We start from the raw sequence: 15,608 nt of genomic DNA, 5'->3' as shown, positions 1-15,608 counted from the left end.
TCCAAGAACTCTGCCGCCGCCAAGACCTCCGCGTCCAAGCCTGCGCCGTCCAAGACCGCTCTGCCCAAGACCTCCCCGTCCGAGACCGCCGCAGCCGAGGCCGCTGCCTCCGAGCCCTCTGTCACCGAATCCCCCGCAACCAAAACCCCGGCTGACGAAGCCCCCACTACCGGGGCACCGACATCCGAGTCCCCTGCGAACACGGCCCCAGCCTCGAATGCGCCGACATCCGACGCGGCAGTTGCCAAGGCGCCTGCGGCCGAGCCCTCTCCCGAAACTCCCGCGATCGAGACCGCCGCCCCGGCGGCACCCGCTACCGAGGCCCCGGCAGCGAAAGCCGTGGCAGCCGAGGCCTCCGCGGCCCGGACCGCCGTATCCGATGCCCCGGCGTCGAATGGTGCGGCGAAGAAAACCACCGCGGCGAGCGAGATCGAGGTGCGTAACCCCGCCGACGGTGCGGTGGTCGGGCGCGTGCCGGTGGACTCTGCGGAGACGGTCGCCGCCAAGGTCGGCCAGCTCCGGCTGTACCAGCCGGAATGGGAGGCGATCGGCGCGGAGGGGCGCAAGCGGTGGCTGCTGAAGCTGCAGGACTGGCTCATCGACAACACCGATCATCTCGGTGACGTGCTGCAGTCCGAGACCGGCAAGCCGCGGGTGGACGCGCTCATCGATCCGGCCTTCTCGGTGGACCTGATCGGCTACTACGCGCGCCGCGCGGGCAAGTTCCTCGCCGACGAGCATCCGTCGCCGCACAGCCCGCTGGCCCGGGTCAAGCGGCTCACCACCGTCTACCGGCCCTATCCGGTCGTCGGCGTGATCACGCCGTGGAACTTCCCGCTGGCCATGCCCGCGCTGGACGTCATTCCGGCGCTCGCGGCGGGCGCCGCGGTACTGCTCAAGCCGTCCGAGGTGACCCCGCTGTCGGCGCTGGAACTGGCCCGCGGCTGGGCGGAGATCGGCGCGCCGCCGGTGCTGGCGGTGGCCACCGGCGCCGGGGAAACCGGTGCGGCCGTGGTCGACACCGTCGACTACGTGCAGTTCACCGGTTCGACCGCGACCGGCCGGGCGATCGCGAAAGCCTGCGTCGAACGGCTCGTCCCCTACAGCCTCGAGCTCGGCGGCAAGGATCCGGCGATCGTGCTGGCCGACGCCGATATCGATCGGGCCGCCTACGGCATCGCGTTCGGCGGGCTGTTCAACGCGGGCCAGGTGTGCATCTCGGTGGAGCGGGTGTATGTCGAGGAGCCGGTCTACGACGAGTTCGTCGCCAAGCTGAGCGAGCACGTGCGCAGCCTGCGCCAGGGCACCGACGGCCGGGAATCCCGCTACGACGTCGGCGCGCTGGCCAACGAGGCGCAGAAGGCGATCGTCACCCGGCACGTCGACGACGCGATCGCCAAGGGCGCCAAGGCTTTGACGGGCGGCAAGCCGACCGGTGTGGGCACCTACTTCGAGCCGACGGTGCTGGTGGACGTCGATCACGGCATGTCCTGCATGACCGAGGAGACCTTCGGGCCGACCCTCCCCGTGATGAAGGTGGCCGACGAGACCGAAGCCGTTGCGCGGGCCAATGATTCGATCTACGGGCTGTCGGCATCGGTGTGGACCGGCGACAAGGCGCGCGGCGAACGCATTGCGCGGCAGCTGAATGCGGGCGCGGTGAACATCAACGACGTGTTCTCCAACCTGTTCAACTTCGCCCTGCCGATGGGCGGCTGGCAGCAGTCCGGCGTGGGATACCGCTGGGGCGGCGCGGAGGGTGTGCGCAAGTACTGCCGCCGGCAGGCCGTGACGGCGCCGATGCTGCCGACGCAGCAGAAGGAACTGTTCTGGTTCCCGTACAGCACAACGAAACTCGGCTTCGCCATGGCCGCCATGCGCGCCGCCGGGGCCCGGGGCATGCGTCGCCTGGGAATCATGGATGTCATCAACACCGTGGGAGGTAAAGACAAGTGACGGACTTCGGAACGCTTCGCGGCAAGGTGGTCGTGATCACCGGCGGAGCCCGCGGCATCGGCCTCGCCACGGCCACCGCGCTGCAGACCCTGGGCGCGAAGATCGCCATCGGCGATGTGGACGAGACGGCGGTCAAGGAGTCCGGCACGGCACGGGATTTCGACCACTACGGTCCGCTCGACGTCACCGACCAGCAGTCGTTCGAGAGCTTCCTCGACGAGGTGGAGCGGCAGCTGGGCCCGATCGATGTGCTGATCAACAACGCCGGGATCATGCCGACCGGCAAGCTGGTCGACGAGCCGGACGCGCTGACCCGGCGCATCCTCGACATCAACGTCTACGGGGTGATTCTGGGCTCGAAGCTGGCGGCGGCCAGGATGCTGCCGCGCCGCAGCGGGCACGTCGTCAACATCGCCTCGCTGGCCGGGGAGACCCACATCCCGGGCCTGGCCACCTACAACGCCAGCAAGCACGCGGTGCTCGGCTTCACCGACACGCTGCGCGAGGAATATCGGGGCAGCGGGGTGGCGTTCTCCTCGGTGCTGCCGACGCTGACGAAGACCGAGCTGGGCTCGGGGGTCACCGCGCCGAAGCTGCTGCGTCCGGCCGAACCCGAGGAGATCGCCGACGCCATCGCCAAGCTGCTGGTCGACCGCCGGTCCAAGGTGCGGGTCACCACGGTGGCAGGGGTGATCTCGCAGGTGGTCGGGCTGCTGCCGGAGGCGCTGGGCGACGCCATCGGCCGGGCCCTGGGCGCCCAGAGCGCCTTCCTCGACGAGGTCGACACGGCCGCGCGCAAGGCCTACGAGGACCGGGTGCGCACCGCGGAGAAGTAGCCCTCGCTATCGTCGCGGGCATGGCAACTGCGGTGTTCGTCGGGCTCGCGACGCTCGATATCGCCTATGCGGTACGGCGGTATCCGGCCGAGGACAGCAAGACCCAGGCGGAGGATCAGTTCCTGGGAGCGGGCGGTCCGGCGGCGAATGCGGCGGTGGCGTACGCATTCCTGTCCGGGCGCACGCCCGCCCTGGTCACCGCGCTCGGCGAACATCCACTCGCACAGGTCATCCGGCGCGATCTGGACGATCACGGGGTGGCGCCGGTGGATATGACGCCCGGCGGCGACCAGCGGCCGCCGGTGTCGTCCGTGGTGGTGGCGACGGAGACCGGTACCCGCACCATCGTGTCGCTGGACGGCTCGCGGATCGCGGCGGGTTTCGAGCCGTCCCAGCTCGGCCCGCTCAACGACGCGTCGATCGTGCTGACCGACGGCCACTACCCCGAGTCCGCGATCGGATTCGCCACCGCGGCAAGGAAATCCGGCGTCACGGTGGTGCTGGACGCCGGGCGGTGGCGACCCGTGCACGCCGAGCTGCTGCCGCTGGTCGATATCGCGATCTGCTCGGCCTCCTTCCGGCCGCCGGACAGCGGGGCGACGCCGGACGAGGTGTTCGACCGGGTGCACGCGTACGGGGTGGGCCGTATCGCCATCACCCAGGGCGGCGGGCCCATCCGGTATTCGACGCCGGAGGATCGGGGCGGCATCGCGGTGCCGAGCGCACCGGCCGTCGATACGCTCGGCGCGGGCGACATCCTGCACGGTGCCTTCTGCCACTATCACGTTGCCGGACAGTCGTTTCCGGACGCCTTGCGCAGCGCGGCGGCGGTGGCGACGCGGTCCTGCGAATACCTGGGCACCCGGGAGTGGATGCGGCACCTGCCGCCGCACACATCCGGCGCGACTCAGAGCAGCAGATAATTCCGTCCGCTCGCCTGCAGCACCAGATCCGCGCGCTCGCGCGTCTTGGCGACCAGTTCCGCATTCAGCAGATCGCTGCCCGCCACCTTCGACCGCGCGAACTCCGCGCTCTTCCCGCCGCGAACGTGGCGGCGCAGCAGTCGTTTTCGCAGCAGCTCGGCGGGGGCGTCGACATACCAGGCCGCATCGAGGTACTCCCGCACCGCCGACCATCCGGCCGTGCCGACGTCGTCGAGCAGCAGGTAGTTCCCCTCGGTGATCACGATGGACTGCTCGGTGAACACCACGCCGTCGGGGACCGGCTCGTGCTGCTTGCGATCGTAGATCGGCCACGAAAGCCGCTGTCCCGGTGGCAGTTCCCGGAGTCTGCGGAGGCGGTCCAGGTACGCCGCGACATCGAAGGTATCGGGTTCGCCCTTGCGCGCCAGCGCGCCCGCCACCCGCAGCTCGGCATTGGTCAGATGGAATCCGTCCATCGGCGCGACTTCGGCGATCGGCGCACCGGCGTCCGCGTTCAGGGTGTCGCGCAGTGCCGTGGCGAGAGTCGACTTACCCGCTCCCGGCGGCCCGGCGACGCCCAGCACGAACCGCCCGTCCCGGGCCCCGGCCCGATCCCGCACCCGCGCCGCCAGCTCTTCGAGCGATATCTCGCCATGACCGACCATCCGGCCGACCCTACCTGCGTCGGCGCCCTTCCGGCCCGCGCCGTTCCGTAGCCCGGAACGCCGTCGGCTTGTCGCCGAGGGACACGGCGAGCCGGGCGGATCAGCGCGGAATCAGGCCGTACACACCGGCGGGCGACCCGGACCCGCCGCGGTGAATCGGGCCACCGGCCAGCACCCAGGCACCGGTGTCGGGCAGCGCGGCGAGGTTGGCGAGGCACTCCAGGCTGATCCGATGCTCGCGATAGAGCAGCTTCGACACGGTGTAGGACGTGTCGGTCCCGAGATCCGGCCCGAAGGTGTCGATACCCAGGGCGCCGCGGCGCCCGAGGCGCCCGGTATCGAGCAGCCAGTTCACGGCGGCGGGCGCGAATCCCGGTTGGTGGCCCTCGAATTCGCCGGTGCCGAGGAATTCGGGCGTACCCCACAGCGCGTCCCAGCCCGTCCAGGCCAGCACGGCAGCGCCGGCCGGGATCGGGCCGTGGCGCCGTTCCCAGTCCCGCAGGTCTTCGACGGTGACGGCGTAATCCCGGTTCTCCGAACACTTTTCGCGGAGGTCGAGTTTGATCGCCGGAAGCAGCAGGTCCTCGGGCTCGAGTTCGTCTGCCGCGCATCCGCCCGGATCGAAGTGAATCGGTGCGCCCCAGTGGGTTCCGGTGTGCTCGCCCTGCCGGATACAGCGCAGGAAGTATCCGTCCCGCTCGATCGTCGCAACGGTCTCGCTGGTGAAGACCGGATCCCCGGGGTACAGCGGCGTGGTGGCCGGGTCGTGCACGTGCGACAAATCCACGATGCGCGCGAACGGCACCGTCACCGGACACCCCGCGGGATGACCCGGGCCAGCGCGCGCAGATCCATCTCCAGCAGCCGGAACAGCCGATAACTCAGCACGAAGGCCAGGATGCCACCGACGCTGAGGACGCGCACCGGATCGATCACCTGGCCCAGCTGATCGCCGGGAACCAGGGTCGCGCTGGCTACCCCAAGCAGCGGCACCGACGCCGCCGCGGCCAGATAGAAATTGGCACGTCCGGCCAGGCGCCACAGCTGCCGCCCGTCCTCGGGCCCGACCGCGCCCGCGACCAGCAGCTGCGGGTACACCGAACGCACGGCATACACGGTGACCAGGAAGAACGGATAGGCCAGCGCGATCGCAGCGCAGACCACCTGGGCGGTGTAGAAGTGCAGGAAATTGCGCGCGGGCAGCGCCACACCGGTGGCCATCACCGCTGTCGGCCAAGCGATCCCGGCCACCAGCCACATCCCGAACGGCACCCACACCAGCCGGTCACCGAGCGAGAGCAACTGCCGCCGCGCCACCGCGAGCTCCCGGGCGGGCACGGCGACCCGGCGGCGCAGGCGACGGGTCACCACCAGCACGCGCCAGGTCAGCAGCGTCATCAGCACCGCCGCGAGCGGAAACGTGATCAGGTTGTTGATCAGCCCGACGGTGGAGTACCGATCCTGGGCTGCCACCGAGAGCCGGTCGATGATCAGGCTCTCGTTGAGCCGGATGTTGTAGAGGCTGGCCAGCAGATTCGGCAGTCCCACGCAGGCCCAGACGATCGGTAGCGACCAGCCGCGCGCACGGTAGCGCAGGCTCGTCGGCGGCGGATCCACGAGATCTCGGGCGCGGGCGTCCAGGCACAGATCCAGCTGCCCGGCCAGCTCGGCCCCGGATTGCCAGCGCAGCCGCGGATCGGGTTCCAGGCAGCGCAGCAGGGTCCGCCGCAGCGTGGCGGGTGTATCGGACGGCAGCTGCGCCTCGGCGGCCTCCGTGACACCGGCAAGGCGGCGTGCCGCGAGCCGGTCGGGAGTCTCCTCCGGCGCGTCATCGAACGGGCTCGCGCCCGTCAGTAGTTCCCACAGGAGTACGCCCAGTGCATAGAGGTCGGTACGCGCATCCGACACAACCGCGGCTCCGGCCGCCGACGACGAGAGCTGCTCAGGCGCCCAGTAGTGCATCGAAACCGGCTGGGCCACAGTGTTGTCCGAATGATCGGCGGCAGCGAAATCGGCCAGCTTCGCGATCCCTTCCGCGGTGAACACCACGTTGGCGGGTTTGATGTCACCGTGTACGACGTCCTGATGACCGGCGTAGTCCAGTGCCGCCGCGAGCCGGCGGCCCACCCACGCCACGGTCTCCGGCCAGGACAGCGCGGCGATCTCGGCGCGCACGCTCGAATCGGTGGGGCGGATCTCGCCGCGCGCCTCCATCACGGCGTCCACCGACCGCAGCAGCAGCGCCCCGCTGCCGGGGTCGGAGCTCGACCGCCGCAGTCGCAGCAGGTCGGCGCCGCTGCCGCCGGGCAGGTACTGCATGTACTGCAGCCGCAGCGGCCCGCCGGACACGCCCGAGATCACGCGTTGATCGAAGACCCGCACGATGTACGGGTGATCCAGCTGCGCCACGGTCCGGGTATCGTGCGTGCCGACCGTCTCGACCCGCACCGCGACCAGGCGCTGCATCGAATGCTGCCGGGCCAGAAAGACTTTCGCGTCCTCCGTGCCGCCCAGCAGGGTCACCAGATCGAAATCGTCGATCCGGTGTCCCGGCGACACCTCGACGGTGTCCGGGTACGCCTCGGTCGAACCGGGGCCGGACGGGTCCGGGTCACCGGCGTCGATGCGCCGCGTGAGTTCCGCCGCCAGCTCCGGATATTCGTCGAGGAAGTCCGCGACGGTGACGCGCCGGTACCGATTGCGGAGCGCGAACTCCTCGCACACCAGATCCAGGAACTGCGGACTGGCGGCGAGTTCGGGAAACTCCTTGCCGTAGTCGGCCATTCGCTTGCCGTGCCGCGTCCTGCGCCAGCGCTGACGCAGGTCGATGCGGACCAGATCGGCGAGCACGGCCACGCGGATCGCACCTCCCTCGGGTACGTACTGTGCGAGCGACGGCGGGTCGTAGTCCAGCTCGCTCAGCGCGGCCTGCCACTCGGCGTCGAACCGGGCGACAGCCGTGCCGAGACCGAGGCCGCTCAAGGCGCTCCCTCGATATCGGAAACGCGCCGCGCGGCAACGGGGTCCGCGATCCGCTCCAGCGCGCGCAGATCCGCCTCCAGCGCCCGGAACAGCACATAGGACACCACGAACGCGACGATCGCACCCACGCACAGCACCCGCACGGCGAAGACCACGCGCGGAATGTCCTCCGGCGGAAGGAATGTCACCCCGGCGACGGCGAGCAGGGGCACCGACGCCGCCACCGCGAGGTACCTGGTGCCCCGGCGGCCGAGCAGGCGCAGCCGCCCGGCGTCGGCGGTGCTGACATCACCGTGCCGCAGGAACATCGGGTAGATACAGCGCACCATATAGAAGTTCACCAGGAAGAACGGATACGCCACCGCGATCGCGCCGCACACCAGCACCGACGACAGGAAGTGGATCACCGCGCGCACGCCGACCTCCCCCGTCGCCAGCTGCAGCGCGATCGGGAAGGTGATCGCGGCCAGGCTCCAGAGCGAGAATGCCACCAGCACAGCGCGATCCCCCAGTAGCAGCGCATCCGTTCTGGCCCGCGCCAGCTCCTGCGGATCGTATTCCCGGCCCTTGCGCAGCCCGCGCGGGACGGTGATCAGCCGCCGCGCCAGATACACCAGCACCGCGGTACCGGCCGGGAAGAACACCGCGTTCACGATCGCGGTGACGAGCAGGAAGGTGTGCTGCGACGGCGGGCTGAGCCGCTCGATGATCAACGACTGGTTGTGCTCGATGTTGTACAGCGACGCAGCCAGGTTCGGGATTCCGATGGCCAGCGACATCAGCAGCGCCCGCCAGGGTCGCAGCCGAAGCCGCCAGCTGCCCGGCGGCGGATCGACCAGATCGCGCGCCCGCTCGTCCAGGCACAGCTGCAACTGCTGCGACAGATCCTCTCCACTCGCCCAGCGCTTTTCACGCTCCGGGGCCAGACACGTCAGCAGCACTCGGCGCAGCGCGGCCGGGCAGTCCGGGGGAAGTTGTTCCAGGGCCGCCGCATCGACTCCGGCCCGCCGCCGCTGCAGCATCTGCGCCAGGGTGGTCGCATCGCCGTTCTCGCCCGCCGTGACGTCGTCGAAAGGTTTTGCACCCGTGAGTAATTCCCACAGCACCACGCCGAGGGAGTAGATATCCGCCCGGGTGTCGAGATCATCGGCGGACCGCTGGTAGCCGGGATGGCAGGCCTCCAGCTGTTCCGGCGACATATAGGACAGCGAACCGCCGAAGTACGCGACGGGGCTCGCGCCGGCCAGCGTCCGGCTGAAGCTGATGTTGAAATCGGCCAGCTTGGGCACCGCCTCGGCGGTGAGCAGCACGTTCGCCGGCTTCACATCGCGATGCAGCACGCCCTGCGCGTCGGCGTAGGTCAGGGCCTCGGCCAGCCGCCGCCCCAGCCAGGCCACCGTTTCGGGCCACGACAACGCCGCGATCTCGGCGCGCACGCTGGAGTCGGTGGGCCGGATCTCCCCCTTCTCCTCCATCGCCGCGTCGACCGCGTCCAGCAGCAGCTGCCCGGTGCGCTGCGACGCCGGGGTGGCCCGCACCCAGCGCAGCACCCCCAGCAGCGTGCCGCCGGGCAGAAACTGCATGTACAGCAGGCGAAGTCGGCGCGCTCGCGGGTCGGTGCCCGCGGCGGGATCGAACTCCTCGAGCAGCCGCTGATCGAAGACCCGCACGATGTAGTCGTGATCGAGCTGGGCCAGCGTCTGCGGCTCGGTGCCGCGGTCGGCGGAGATCTTCACCGCCACCAGCCGCTGCAGGCTGCGCTGCCGGGCCAGGAATACGCGCGCGAACGCCCCGCTGCCCAGCGCGGTCAGCAGCTCGAAATCGTCTATGCGCTGCCCGATCTCGATGCGGCCGAGGGCATCGACGCGGGCCCCGGAGCCGGACGGTCCGCTGACCAGGCCGGTGGTGGTGCGGGTCGCCTCGCCGGCCCAGGTGCCCGTGGAATCGGGCGGCGGCATGGTCGCCGTGAGATCGATGCCCGCGCGCCGGGTGCTGTGGTCCTCGTCGTCGGCGTTGAGCAGTTCCCGCAGCTGCGACGCCTGGTCCGGATACTCCCGCAGGCAGTCGCGCGGGTCCACCCGCTCGCCGCTGTGGCGGCGGATCACGAATTCCTCGTAAACCAGGCTGGGCGGAATCGCCTCCGGCACCAATTCCGGGAATTCCGAACAGTACTCGTGCAACCGCCTGCCCGCGGGCCCCGGCTCGGGCGACGGCGACCCCGGCGAGCGGGACAGCCAGCGGTAGCGCATATCGATCCGGATCAGCTCGAGCAGGGCGTCCAGCCGCAGCGTCTGCGCGTCGGGCAGGTAGTCGCCGATCTCCGGCGGGCGGGCGCCGGACTCCCACGCAGCGGCGAAGGCGGTGACGGCGCCGAATTCGATTCCGGCCGTTGGCCGCCCGAACCCCCCACCGAAGCCGGAAGTGTCACTCATATCCGCACCTATCGAACCGGACCTGTCGGATCAGCCACGGACCGGAATCCGCACTGGTCGGTTGGCGGTAGGGCGGATAGAATCCGCCACACCCGAGAACCATCATCCCCCGAGCGTTTCCCCGAAATGATAATTTGCGCGTCAACACGCAACCACCCCATTTCGACCACGACGCGACGGGGGCAGCAGCATGCATGACGAGGGCACCGCGCTTGCGGACGGCATCTCACCAGCGGAAACCTCCCACGAGACGCCGGCGGCCGGCTCCGGACCCACGCAGGAGGTACCGGTGGGCGCGAACGATACGGTCGGCGCGACCTCCCCGCAGGAGCCGGGGGCCACGCCGGAGCCGACCACGGCCACCGCCATCGCGGCGGCGGTGCGCGACGGTGCCGCGCGGCCCGAGCAGATCCTCGACTCGGCCCTCGAGCGCATCGGCACCGGAAATCCGAAAGTGAACGCTTTCAGTCTCGTTCGCACCGAGCGGGCCCGGGCGGAGGCGCGGGCGCTGGCCGATCGTCCCGACCTCGAGGCCCTGCCGCTGGCGGGCGTGCCGATCGCGATCAAGAACAACATCGATGTGGCGGGCGAGGTGACGCTCGGCGGCTCGGCGGCCGGGGATCGTGAGCCCGCCGCGGCCGACCATCCGGTGGTGCGCCGGCTGCGCGCGGCGGGCGCGGTGGTCGTCGGGCTCACCGAGATGCCCGAGTTCGGGCTCTGGGGCGCGACCGATACACCGGAGCGAATCACGCGCTCGCCCTGGAACATTCGCTACAGCGCGGGCGGGTCGTCGGGCGGCTCGGGCGCCGCGGTGGGCGCCGGGCTGGTGCCCGTGGCGCACGGCAACGACGGCCTCGGATCGGTCCGGATCCCGGCGGCCTGCTGCGGTGTGGTGGGGATCAAGCCGGGCCGCGGCGTGGTACCCGCCGAGGTCGGCCTCGACTCCTGGGGCGGCATGACCGAGAACGGCGTGCTGGCGACGACGGTCGCCGACGCCGCGCTGGTGCTGTCGGTGCTGGCGAATCGGCCCGCGCTGGCCGATCTGGACCCGCCCGCACCGTTGCGCATCGGACTGGACGTCGCCGCGCTGTCTCCGCTGCTGCGGGTGGACCGCCGCTGGTCGGATGCGGCCCGCACGGCCGCGCAGACCGCCGCCGCGGCCGGGCACACCATGACGGAGGCGCACCTGCCGTACGCGGGCGTGCTCGCGGCACTGGCACTGCGCTGGCTGGCCAACCCGGTGCGCGAGGCCGCCGCGGTCCCGCATCCGGAGCGACTACAACCGCGCTCCCGGCGGCATGTGACCCTCGGGCGGGCGGTGCTGCGCACCGGGCTCGTCCGCCCCGGCCAGATCGACCGCATCGAGACCCGGCTGCTGGACTTCTTCGATCACCACGACGTCGTGATCACCCCGACCCTCGCCGCACCGCCGCCGCAGGCGAAGGACTGGCACCGCAGGGGCTGGCTGTCCAACGTCCGCGCCAGCGCGCGGTTCGCACCGTTCACCGCGCTGTGGAATCTGGTCGGCTGGCCCGCCCTCAGCATCCCGATGGGTATGCACCCGCGCACCGGGACGCCACTGGCCGCACAGCTCGCCGGGCCGCCCGGCAGCGAATCCACGCTGCTGCGGTTGGCCGCACAGCTCGAGGCCGCACACCCGTGGCGGAGGACGGCCGCGAGTCAGTCCTGAGCCGGCTCGGGAGTGCCGAACCCTCCGGCGAGGACACGGTTGGCAAAATCGAGGATGGTCGGGCGATCGTCGTCGGCCCGCCACGCCACGGCCAGTTCGCACGGCGGCAGACCCGTCACCGGGCGCGCGGTCAATCCGGGCCACCGGTACATCGGGACGTTGTTCTCCGCCAGCAGGCAGACGCCCAGTCCGAGGCTGACCGCCTCCAGCCGCTCCTCGGCCGTCGCGGCCTCGCCGCCGATCTTCGGCTGCCGGGCACCGCGCGCGTCGTTGCCGAGCCAGAAGTCCCGGGCGGCCCCGGCCTCCGGCGGCATCGCGATGAACGGCTCGTCGGCCAGATCGGCGAATTCGATGGCCTCCCGCTCGGCCAGGGGATGGTTCTCCGGCAGCAGCACCCAGCGCGGCTCGGTGCGCAGCACCTGCCAGCGGTAACGCCCGGCATCGGGCACGGGTAACCACATCAGCGCCAGATCGGCCTGGCGCCCGGCCAGCCCGCTGGACGGGTCGGTCCACGACGCCGAGTGCAGGGCGAGCCGGTGCCCGCTGGCACTCTCCAGGTCGGCGATCAGGCCGCGGCCGATCGAACTCTGGATGCCCACCCGAAGCACCTCGCCCGCCTCCTGCAGGGCGACGTTGGTGACCTCCCACAGCTCCAGGATCTTGCGCGCACCCTCGAGCAATTCCTTACCGGCCACGGTCAGCGCGACGCTGCGCTGGTTCCGGTCGAACAACACCACATCGAGCTGGCGCTCGAGCTGGCGAATCTGCCGCGAGAGGGTCGGTTGAGCGATGTGCAACCGCTGAGCGGCATTGGTGAAGTGCAGTTCCTCAGCGACGGCGACGAAATACCGCAAGTCGCGCAAATGCGGGTCCATAGCCCCTTGCTATCAGAATCGGTCTTGGAAATCCAGCTGGATCAGACCTCCAAGTATGGAAGGAGGCAAAGAAACAGCCGTCAGGTTTGTTACTGACAGCATATTGCCTGGGGAAAACGGACGCACAACCGCCTCCGCGAACCCCCAGCCAATCCACGCCCCAGCGGACCGCCCGGCGATAAGGTCACGCGACCAGCAGTAACTCCGGCCACGACGGCTCCCCGACACATGATCGACACCGCTCGGACACCCCGCGCCCGTGCCAGCAACCTCCAGACGAAGCGGGCACGCAGGGACCCTGTTCAAACAGTGACATTGCTCACAATTCCAACGGAACGGCCGGAATCACCCCGAAAAAAATGCACAGGACAACAGAGTTCAGCGCCTCATCGAGACAGCCCGGCCACCCGGCGGCAATCCCGACCGCCGTGCCGACGGCTCAGGCGCTGTAGACCTTGGGATCGAGTGTCCCGATGTACGGCACATCCCGATACCGCTCCGCGTAGTCCAGGCCGTACCCGACCACGAACTCGTTGGGAATATCGAAGCCCACATGCGCCACGTCGACCTGCGTCCGCAGCGCATCGGGCTTGCGGAGCAGCGTCACCACCTCGAGCGAGGCCGGGTTGCGGCTGGAGAGGTTGCGCTTGAGCCAGGACAGCGTGAGCCCGGAGTCGATGATGTCCTCGACGATGAGCACGTTGCGCCCGGCGATGTCCTTGTCCAGGTCCTTGAGGATGCGCACCACGCCCGAGGAGGAGGTGGAGGAGCCGTAGGAGGAGACGGCCATGAACTCCATCTGCGTGGGGATGGGCAGCGCCTGGGCGAGGTCGGTCATGAAGAAGATCGCGCCCTTCAGCACACCCACCAGCAGCAGGTCGCCCTCGGGAGCGCCAGCGGGAAACCGCTTGGCGATCAGCTCGGCCAGCTCGTCGACCTTCGCCTTGATCTGTTCCTCGGTGATCAGCACCGACGCGATGTCGTCCCCGTACACGTGCGCTGGTTTCCCTTCGCTGAAGTCCGATCGCGGCGCCGGCGTCACCGGATCATTATCGTGCAAACGCCAGGGTCAGCTTCCCATGTTCGCGCGTGGCAACCAACCGGGTCCCCGGCTTTCCGCCGCCGACGGCGACTCCGCCCTGCCCGCGCCACTCCGTGACCAGCGCATCGACGGCTCGTAAATTCTTGTCGGTCAACGCTTTTGCACCCCCGGCGAGCAGCCAGTGCCGAATGGCGCGCCGGCGCAGCGCCGCGGGCGCAGTGGCGAGCGTCTCGACGGACAGGGCGGAGCCATCACTCGCAACGGTCAGCAACTGTTCGGCAAGCGAATCGAGCACGGCGCCGTCGTCGCGCAGCTGTTCGGCGGTGCGGCCCAGCGCGGCCGCCACTCCGCCACCGAGAACCTCCTCCAGCAGCGGCAGCACCTCCGTGCGCAACCGGACGCGGGTGAATTCGGGCGCGTAGTTGTGCGGGTCGTCGTGTGCGCGCACCCCGAGCTCGGCGCACAGCCGCCGGGTCGCCGCCCGGCGCACGCCGAGCAGGGGGCGCCCCCACGGATCGGCGAATTCGGCCATGCCCTGGATCGATCGCGCACCGGAGCCGCGGGCCAGGCCCAGCAGTACGGTTTCGGCCTGGTCGTCGAGGGTGTGACCGAGCAGCACCGGCAGCCCGGCGCGGGCGCCGTCGAGCGCGGCGTACCGGGCCCGCCGTGCCGCCGCCTCCGGCCCGCCGTCGCCGGTCACCTCGACCGTGAGCACCCGGGCCGAGCGGCAGCCCAGCGCTTCGGCGACGGCGGCGGCCTCGGCGGCGGTCCGATCCGAACCCGCCTGCAGGCCGTGATCGACGATCAGGGCATCGACCACCTGGGCCTCGGCGACCGCGGCGGCGGTCAGGGCCACCGAATCGGCGCCGCCGGACAGCGCCACCGCGACGACGCCGGTCGGCGCGTAGCGAGCCAGCCAGTCCCGCAGGGCGTGCCGCAATTCCAACGCGGACGGTGTCTCGGGAAGCATCGGCCGATTCTGCGTCACCGCTGCCGCATCCGGCGGAAAATCCGCGCCCGGGGGCGTCGAGTCGGGCGGGCCCGGCGGCATGGTCAGCCCAGCACCCGGGCGATCCAGCGCTGCGGATCGGCGATCTCGTCGGTGCGCGGCAGGGTTTCGGCATCGGTCCACACGGTGTTGAACCGCTGCATGCCGACCGTGCCCACGACCTCGTCGACGAACGCCTTGCCGCGCACGTACTGGGCCACCTTGGCGTCCACCCCGAGCAACGCCCGCAGCAGCCGCTGCAGCGGATTGGCGGGGCGGCGACGACGCTGATCGAAGGCCTGCCGGATCTGCACGACCGAGGGGATCACCGCCGGACCGGCCGCGTCCATCACGTGGTCGGCGTGGCCCTCGAGCAGGGTGCCGAGCATCAGCAGGCGGTCCAGCGCCTCGCGCTGCGGCGGGGGCTGGGTCGCCCGCAGCAGACCGAGGACCCCGCGATTGGCGGGATCGTCGTCGTTACCCGGAGCCGCGCGGCGGCGCTCACGCACCTCGTCCAGCAGTCGCGACAGCATCTCGTCGAGCGGTTCGTCACCGACCTCGCCGAGCACCTCCACGTTGTGCTTCATGTAGTCGGCCAGCCACGGCGCCGAGGAGAACTGCACCCGGTGCGTCACCTCGTGCAGGCATACCCAGAGCCGGAAGTCGGCGGGCGATACTCCCAGTGCCCGCTCCACGGCGACGATATTGGGCGCCACCAGCAGCAGCGTGCCGTCGGGGCCGCTGAACGGGTCGTACTGGCCCAGGATCGCCGTGGACAGGAAGGCCAGCATCGCGCCCGCCTGCACGCCCGCCGGTTTGCCGGCGAAGCGGTTGCGCTCGCCCTCGGGGGCTCCGGTGAGTTCCGCCATCGAATCGGCGGCCGCGCGGATCCAGCCGGGCCGGTCGACGACGCGCGCCGCGGGCACGGGCCGATCGTCGGTCAGCAGGCTGACCTCTCGCACGGGGACCTCGGCGCGCGCGGAATCCGCGGCCAGCTCCTCGACCACCTGCTCGGCGGAGTACCGCGTGGTTCTGGGCCCGGCCGGGACCAGCGCGGACCCGGTGCGGGCGGCCAGCTGCCAGTCGATGGCACCGGCCAGCGCGGGGCGGCGGGGCTTGTGGGTCAGCTGACCGGTCGCGACGTCGACCACCACCTGTTCGGAACGTTCGGGGGCGCCTGCCCGGTCGTCTCGGGCCGCATCACCGGTGCCGGTCATAG

At 70.6% G+C, this 15,608-nt stretch carries 12 protein-coding genes; 4 read left to right on the top strand and 8 right to left on the bottom strand.

Annotated elements, in window-relative coordinates:
• Positions 1 to 429 precede the first annotated feature (429 nt).
• The 3 genes from NM1_RS20910 to NM1_RS20900 are packed head-to-tail and all read left to right on the top strand — an operon-like array spanning position 430 to position 3,715.
• On the top strand, positions 430 to 1,956 hold the full coding sequence (locus NM1_RS20910) for an aldehyde dehydrogenase family protein (protein ID WP_068022277.1): 1,527 nt from the start codon (positions 430 to 432) through the stop codon (positions 1,954 to 1,956).
• Complete coding sequence (locus tag NM1_RS20905) at positions 1,953 to 2,792, top strand: SDR family oxidoreductase (RefSeq protein WP_068022253.1); 840 nt, start codon at positions 1,953 to 1,955, stop codon at positions 2,790 to 2,792. Before NM1_RS20910 ends, NM1_RS20905 begins: the two co-directional genes overlap by 4 nt.
• Before the next feature lie 20 nt (positions 2,793 to 2,812).
• Positions 2,813 to 3,715 (top strand): PfkB family carbohydrate kinase, encoded by a 903-nt coding sequence (locus NM1_RS20900; RefSeq protein ID WP_068022250.1) that lies wholly within the window; start codon positions 2,813 to 2,815, stop codon positions 3,713 to 3,715.
• On the opposite strand, the gene NM1_RS20895 is transcribed toward NM1_RS20900, so the two are convergent.
• The 4 genes from NM1_RS20895 to NM1_RS20880 all read right to left on the bottom strand — a co-directional run bounded on the left by NM1_RS20895 (position 3,700) and on the right by NM1_RS20880 (position 9,794).
• On the bottom strand, positions 3,700 to 4,380 hold the full coding sequence (locus NM1_RS20895; RefSeq protein WP_084519849.1) for a nucleoside/nucleotide kinase family protein: 681 nt from the start codon (positions 4,378 to 4,380) through the stop codon (positions 3,700 to 3,702). The two genes, NM1_RS20900 and NM1_RS20895, sit on opposite strands and share 16 nt — an antisense overlap.
• 100 nt (positions 4,381 to 4,480) lie before the next feature.
• Positions 4,481 to 5,191, bottom strand: coding sequence for a cyclase family protein (locus tag NM1_RS20890; protein ID WP_084519848.1), 711 nt, complete (start codon positions 5,189 to 5,191; stop codon positions 4,481 to 4,483).
• Positions 5,188 to 7,362 carry a serine/threonine-protein kinase gene (locus NM1_RS20885; protein ID WP_068022244.1) on the bottom strand — a complete coding sequence of 725 codons (2,175 nt, stop codon included), beginning with the start codon at positions 7,360 to 7,362 and terminating at the stop codon, positions 5,188 to 5,190. The genes NM1_RS20890 and NM1_RS20885 overlap by 4 nt, the downstream gene beginning before the upstream one ends.
• Complete coding sequence (locus tag NM1_RS20880) at positions 7,359 to 9,794, bottom strand: serine/threonine-protein kinase (RefSeq protein WP_068022240.1); 2,436 nt, start codon at positions 9,792 to 9,794, stop codon at positions 7,359 to 7,361. Before NM1_RS20880 ends, NM1_RS20885 begins: the two co-directional genes overlap by 4 nt.
• 289 nt (positions 9,795 to 10,083) lie before the next feature.
• Between NM1_RS20880 and NM1_RS20875 the strand changes: the two genes are divergently transcribed.
• Positions 10,084 to 11,484 (top strand): amidase, encoded by a 1,401-nt coding sequence (locus tag NM1_RS20875; RefSeq protein ID WP_068022270.1) that lies wholly within the window; start codon positions 10,084 to 10,086, stop codon positions 11,482 to 11,484.
• Here NM1_RS20875 and NM1_RS20870 read toward each other — a convergent pair.
• From NM1_RS20870 to NM1_RS20855, 4 genes are all read right to left on the bottom strand, one after another.
• A complete protein-coding gene (locus tag NM1_RS20870; RefSeq protein WP_068022237.1) occupies positions 11,475 to 12,359 on the bottom strand; it encodes a LysR family transcriptional regulator in 885 nt (294 codons plus the stop codon). The two genes, NM1_RS20875 and NM1_RS20870, sit on opposite strands and share 10 nt — an antisense overlap.
• Positions 12,360 to 12,798: 439 nt before the next feature.
• Positions 12,799 to 13,353, bottom strand: coding sequence for a hypoxanthine phosphoribosyltransferase (gene hpt, locus NM1_RS20865; RefSeq protein ID WP_068022235.1), 555 nt, complete (start codon positions 13,351 to 13,353; stop codon positions 12,799 to 12,801).
• 55 nt (positions 13,354 to 13,408) lie between these two features.
• Entirely contained in the window at positions 13,409 to 14,371 is a 963-nt protein-coding gene (gene tilS, locus NM1_RS20860; RefSeq protein WP_068022262.1) for a tRNA lysidine(34) synthetase TilS, read from the bottom strand.
• An 83-nt stretch (positions 14,372 to 14,454) separates the two neighbouring features.
• Positions 14,455 to 15,606: an Rv3626c family coenzyme F420 biosynthesis-associated protein gene (locus NM1_RS20855; RefSeq protein WP_084519846.1), complete on the bottom strand. Its 1,152-nt coding sequence runs from the start codon at positions 15,604 to 15,606 to the stop codon at positions 14,455 to 14,457.
• Positions 15,607 to 15,608 lie beyond the last annotated feature (2 nt).

Source organism: Nocardia mexicana NBRC 108244, from assembly GCF_001613165.1.
Lineage (GTDB): Bacteria > Actinomycetota > Actinomycetes > Mycobacteriales > Mycobacteriaceae > Nocardia > Nocardia mexicana.
Note: the sequence above shows the minus strand (reverse complement) of the source record. Positions and strands in the feature narration are given on the sequence as shown.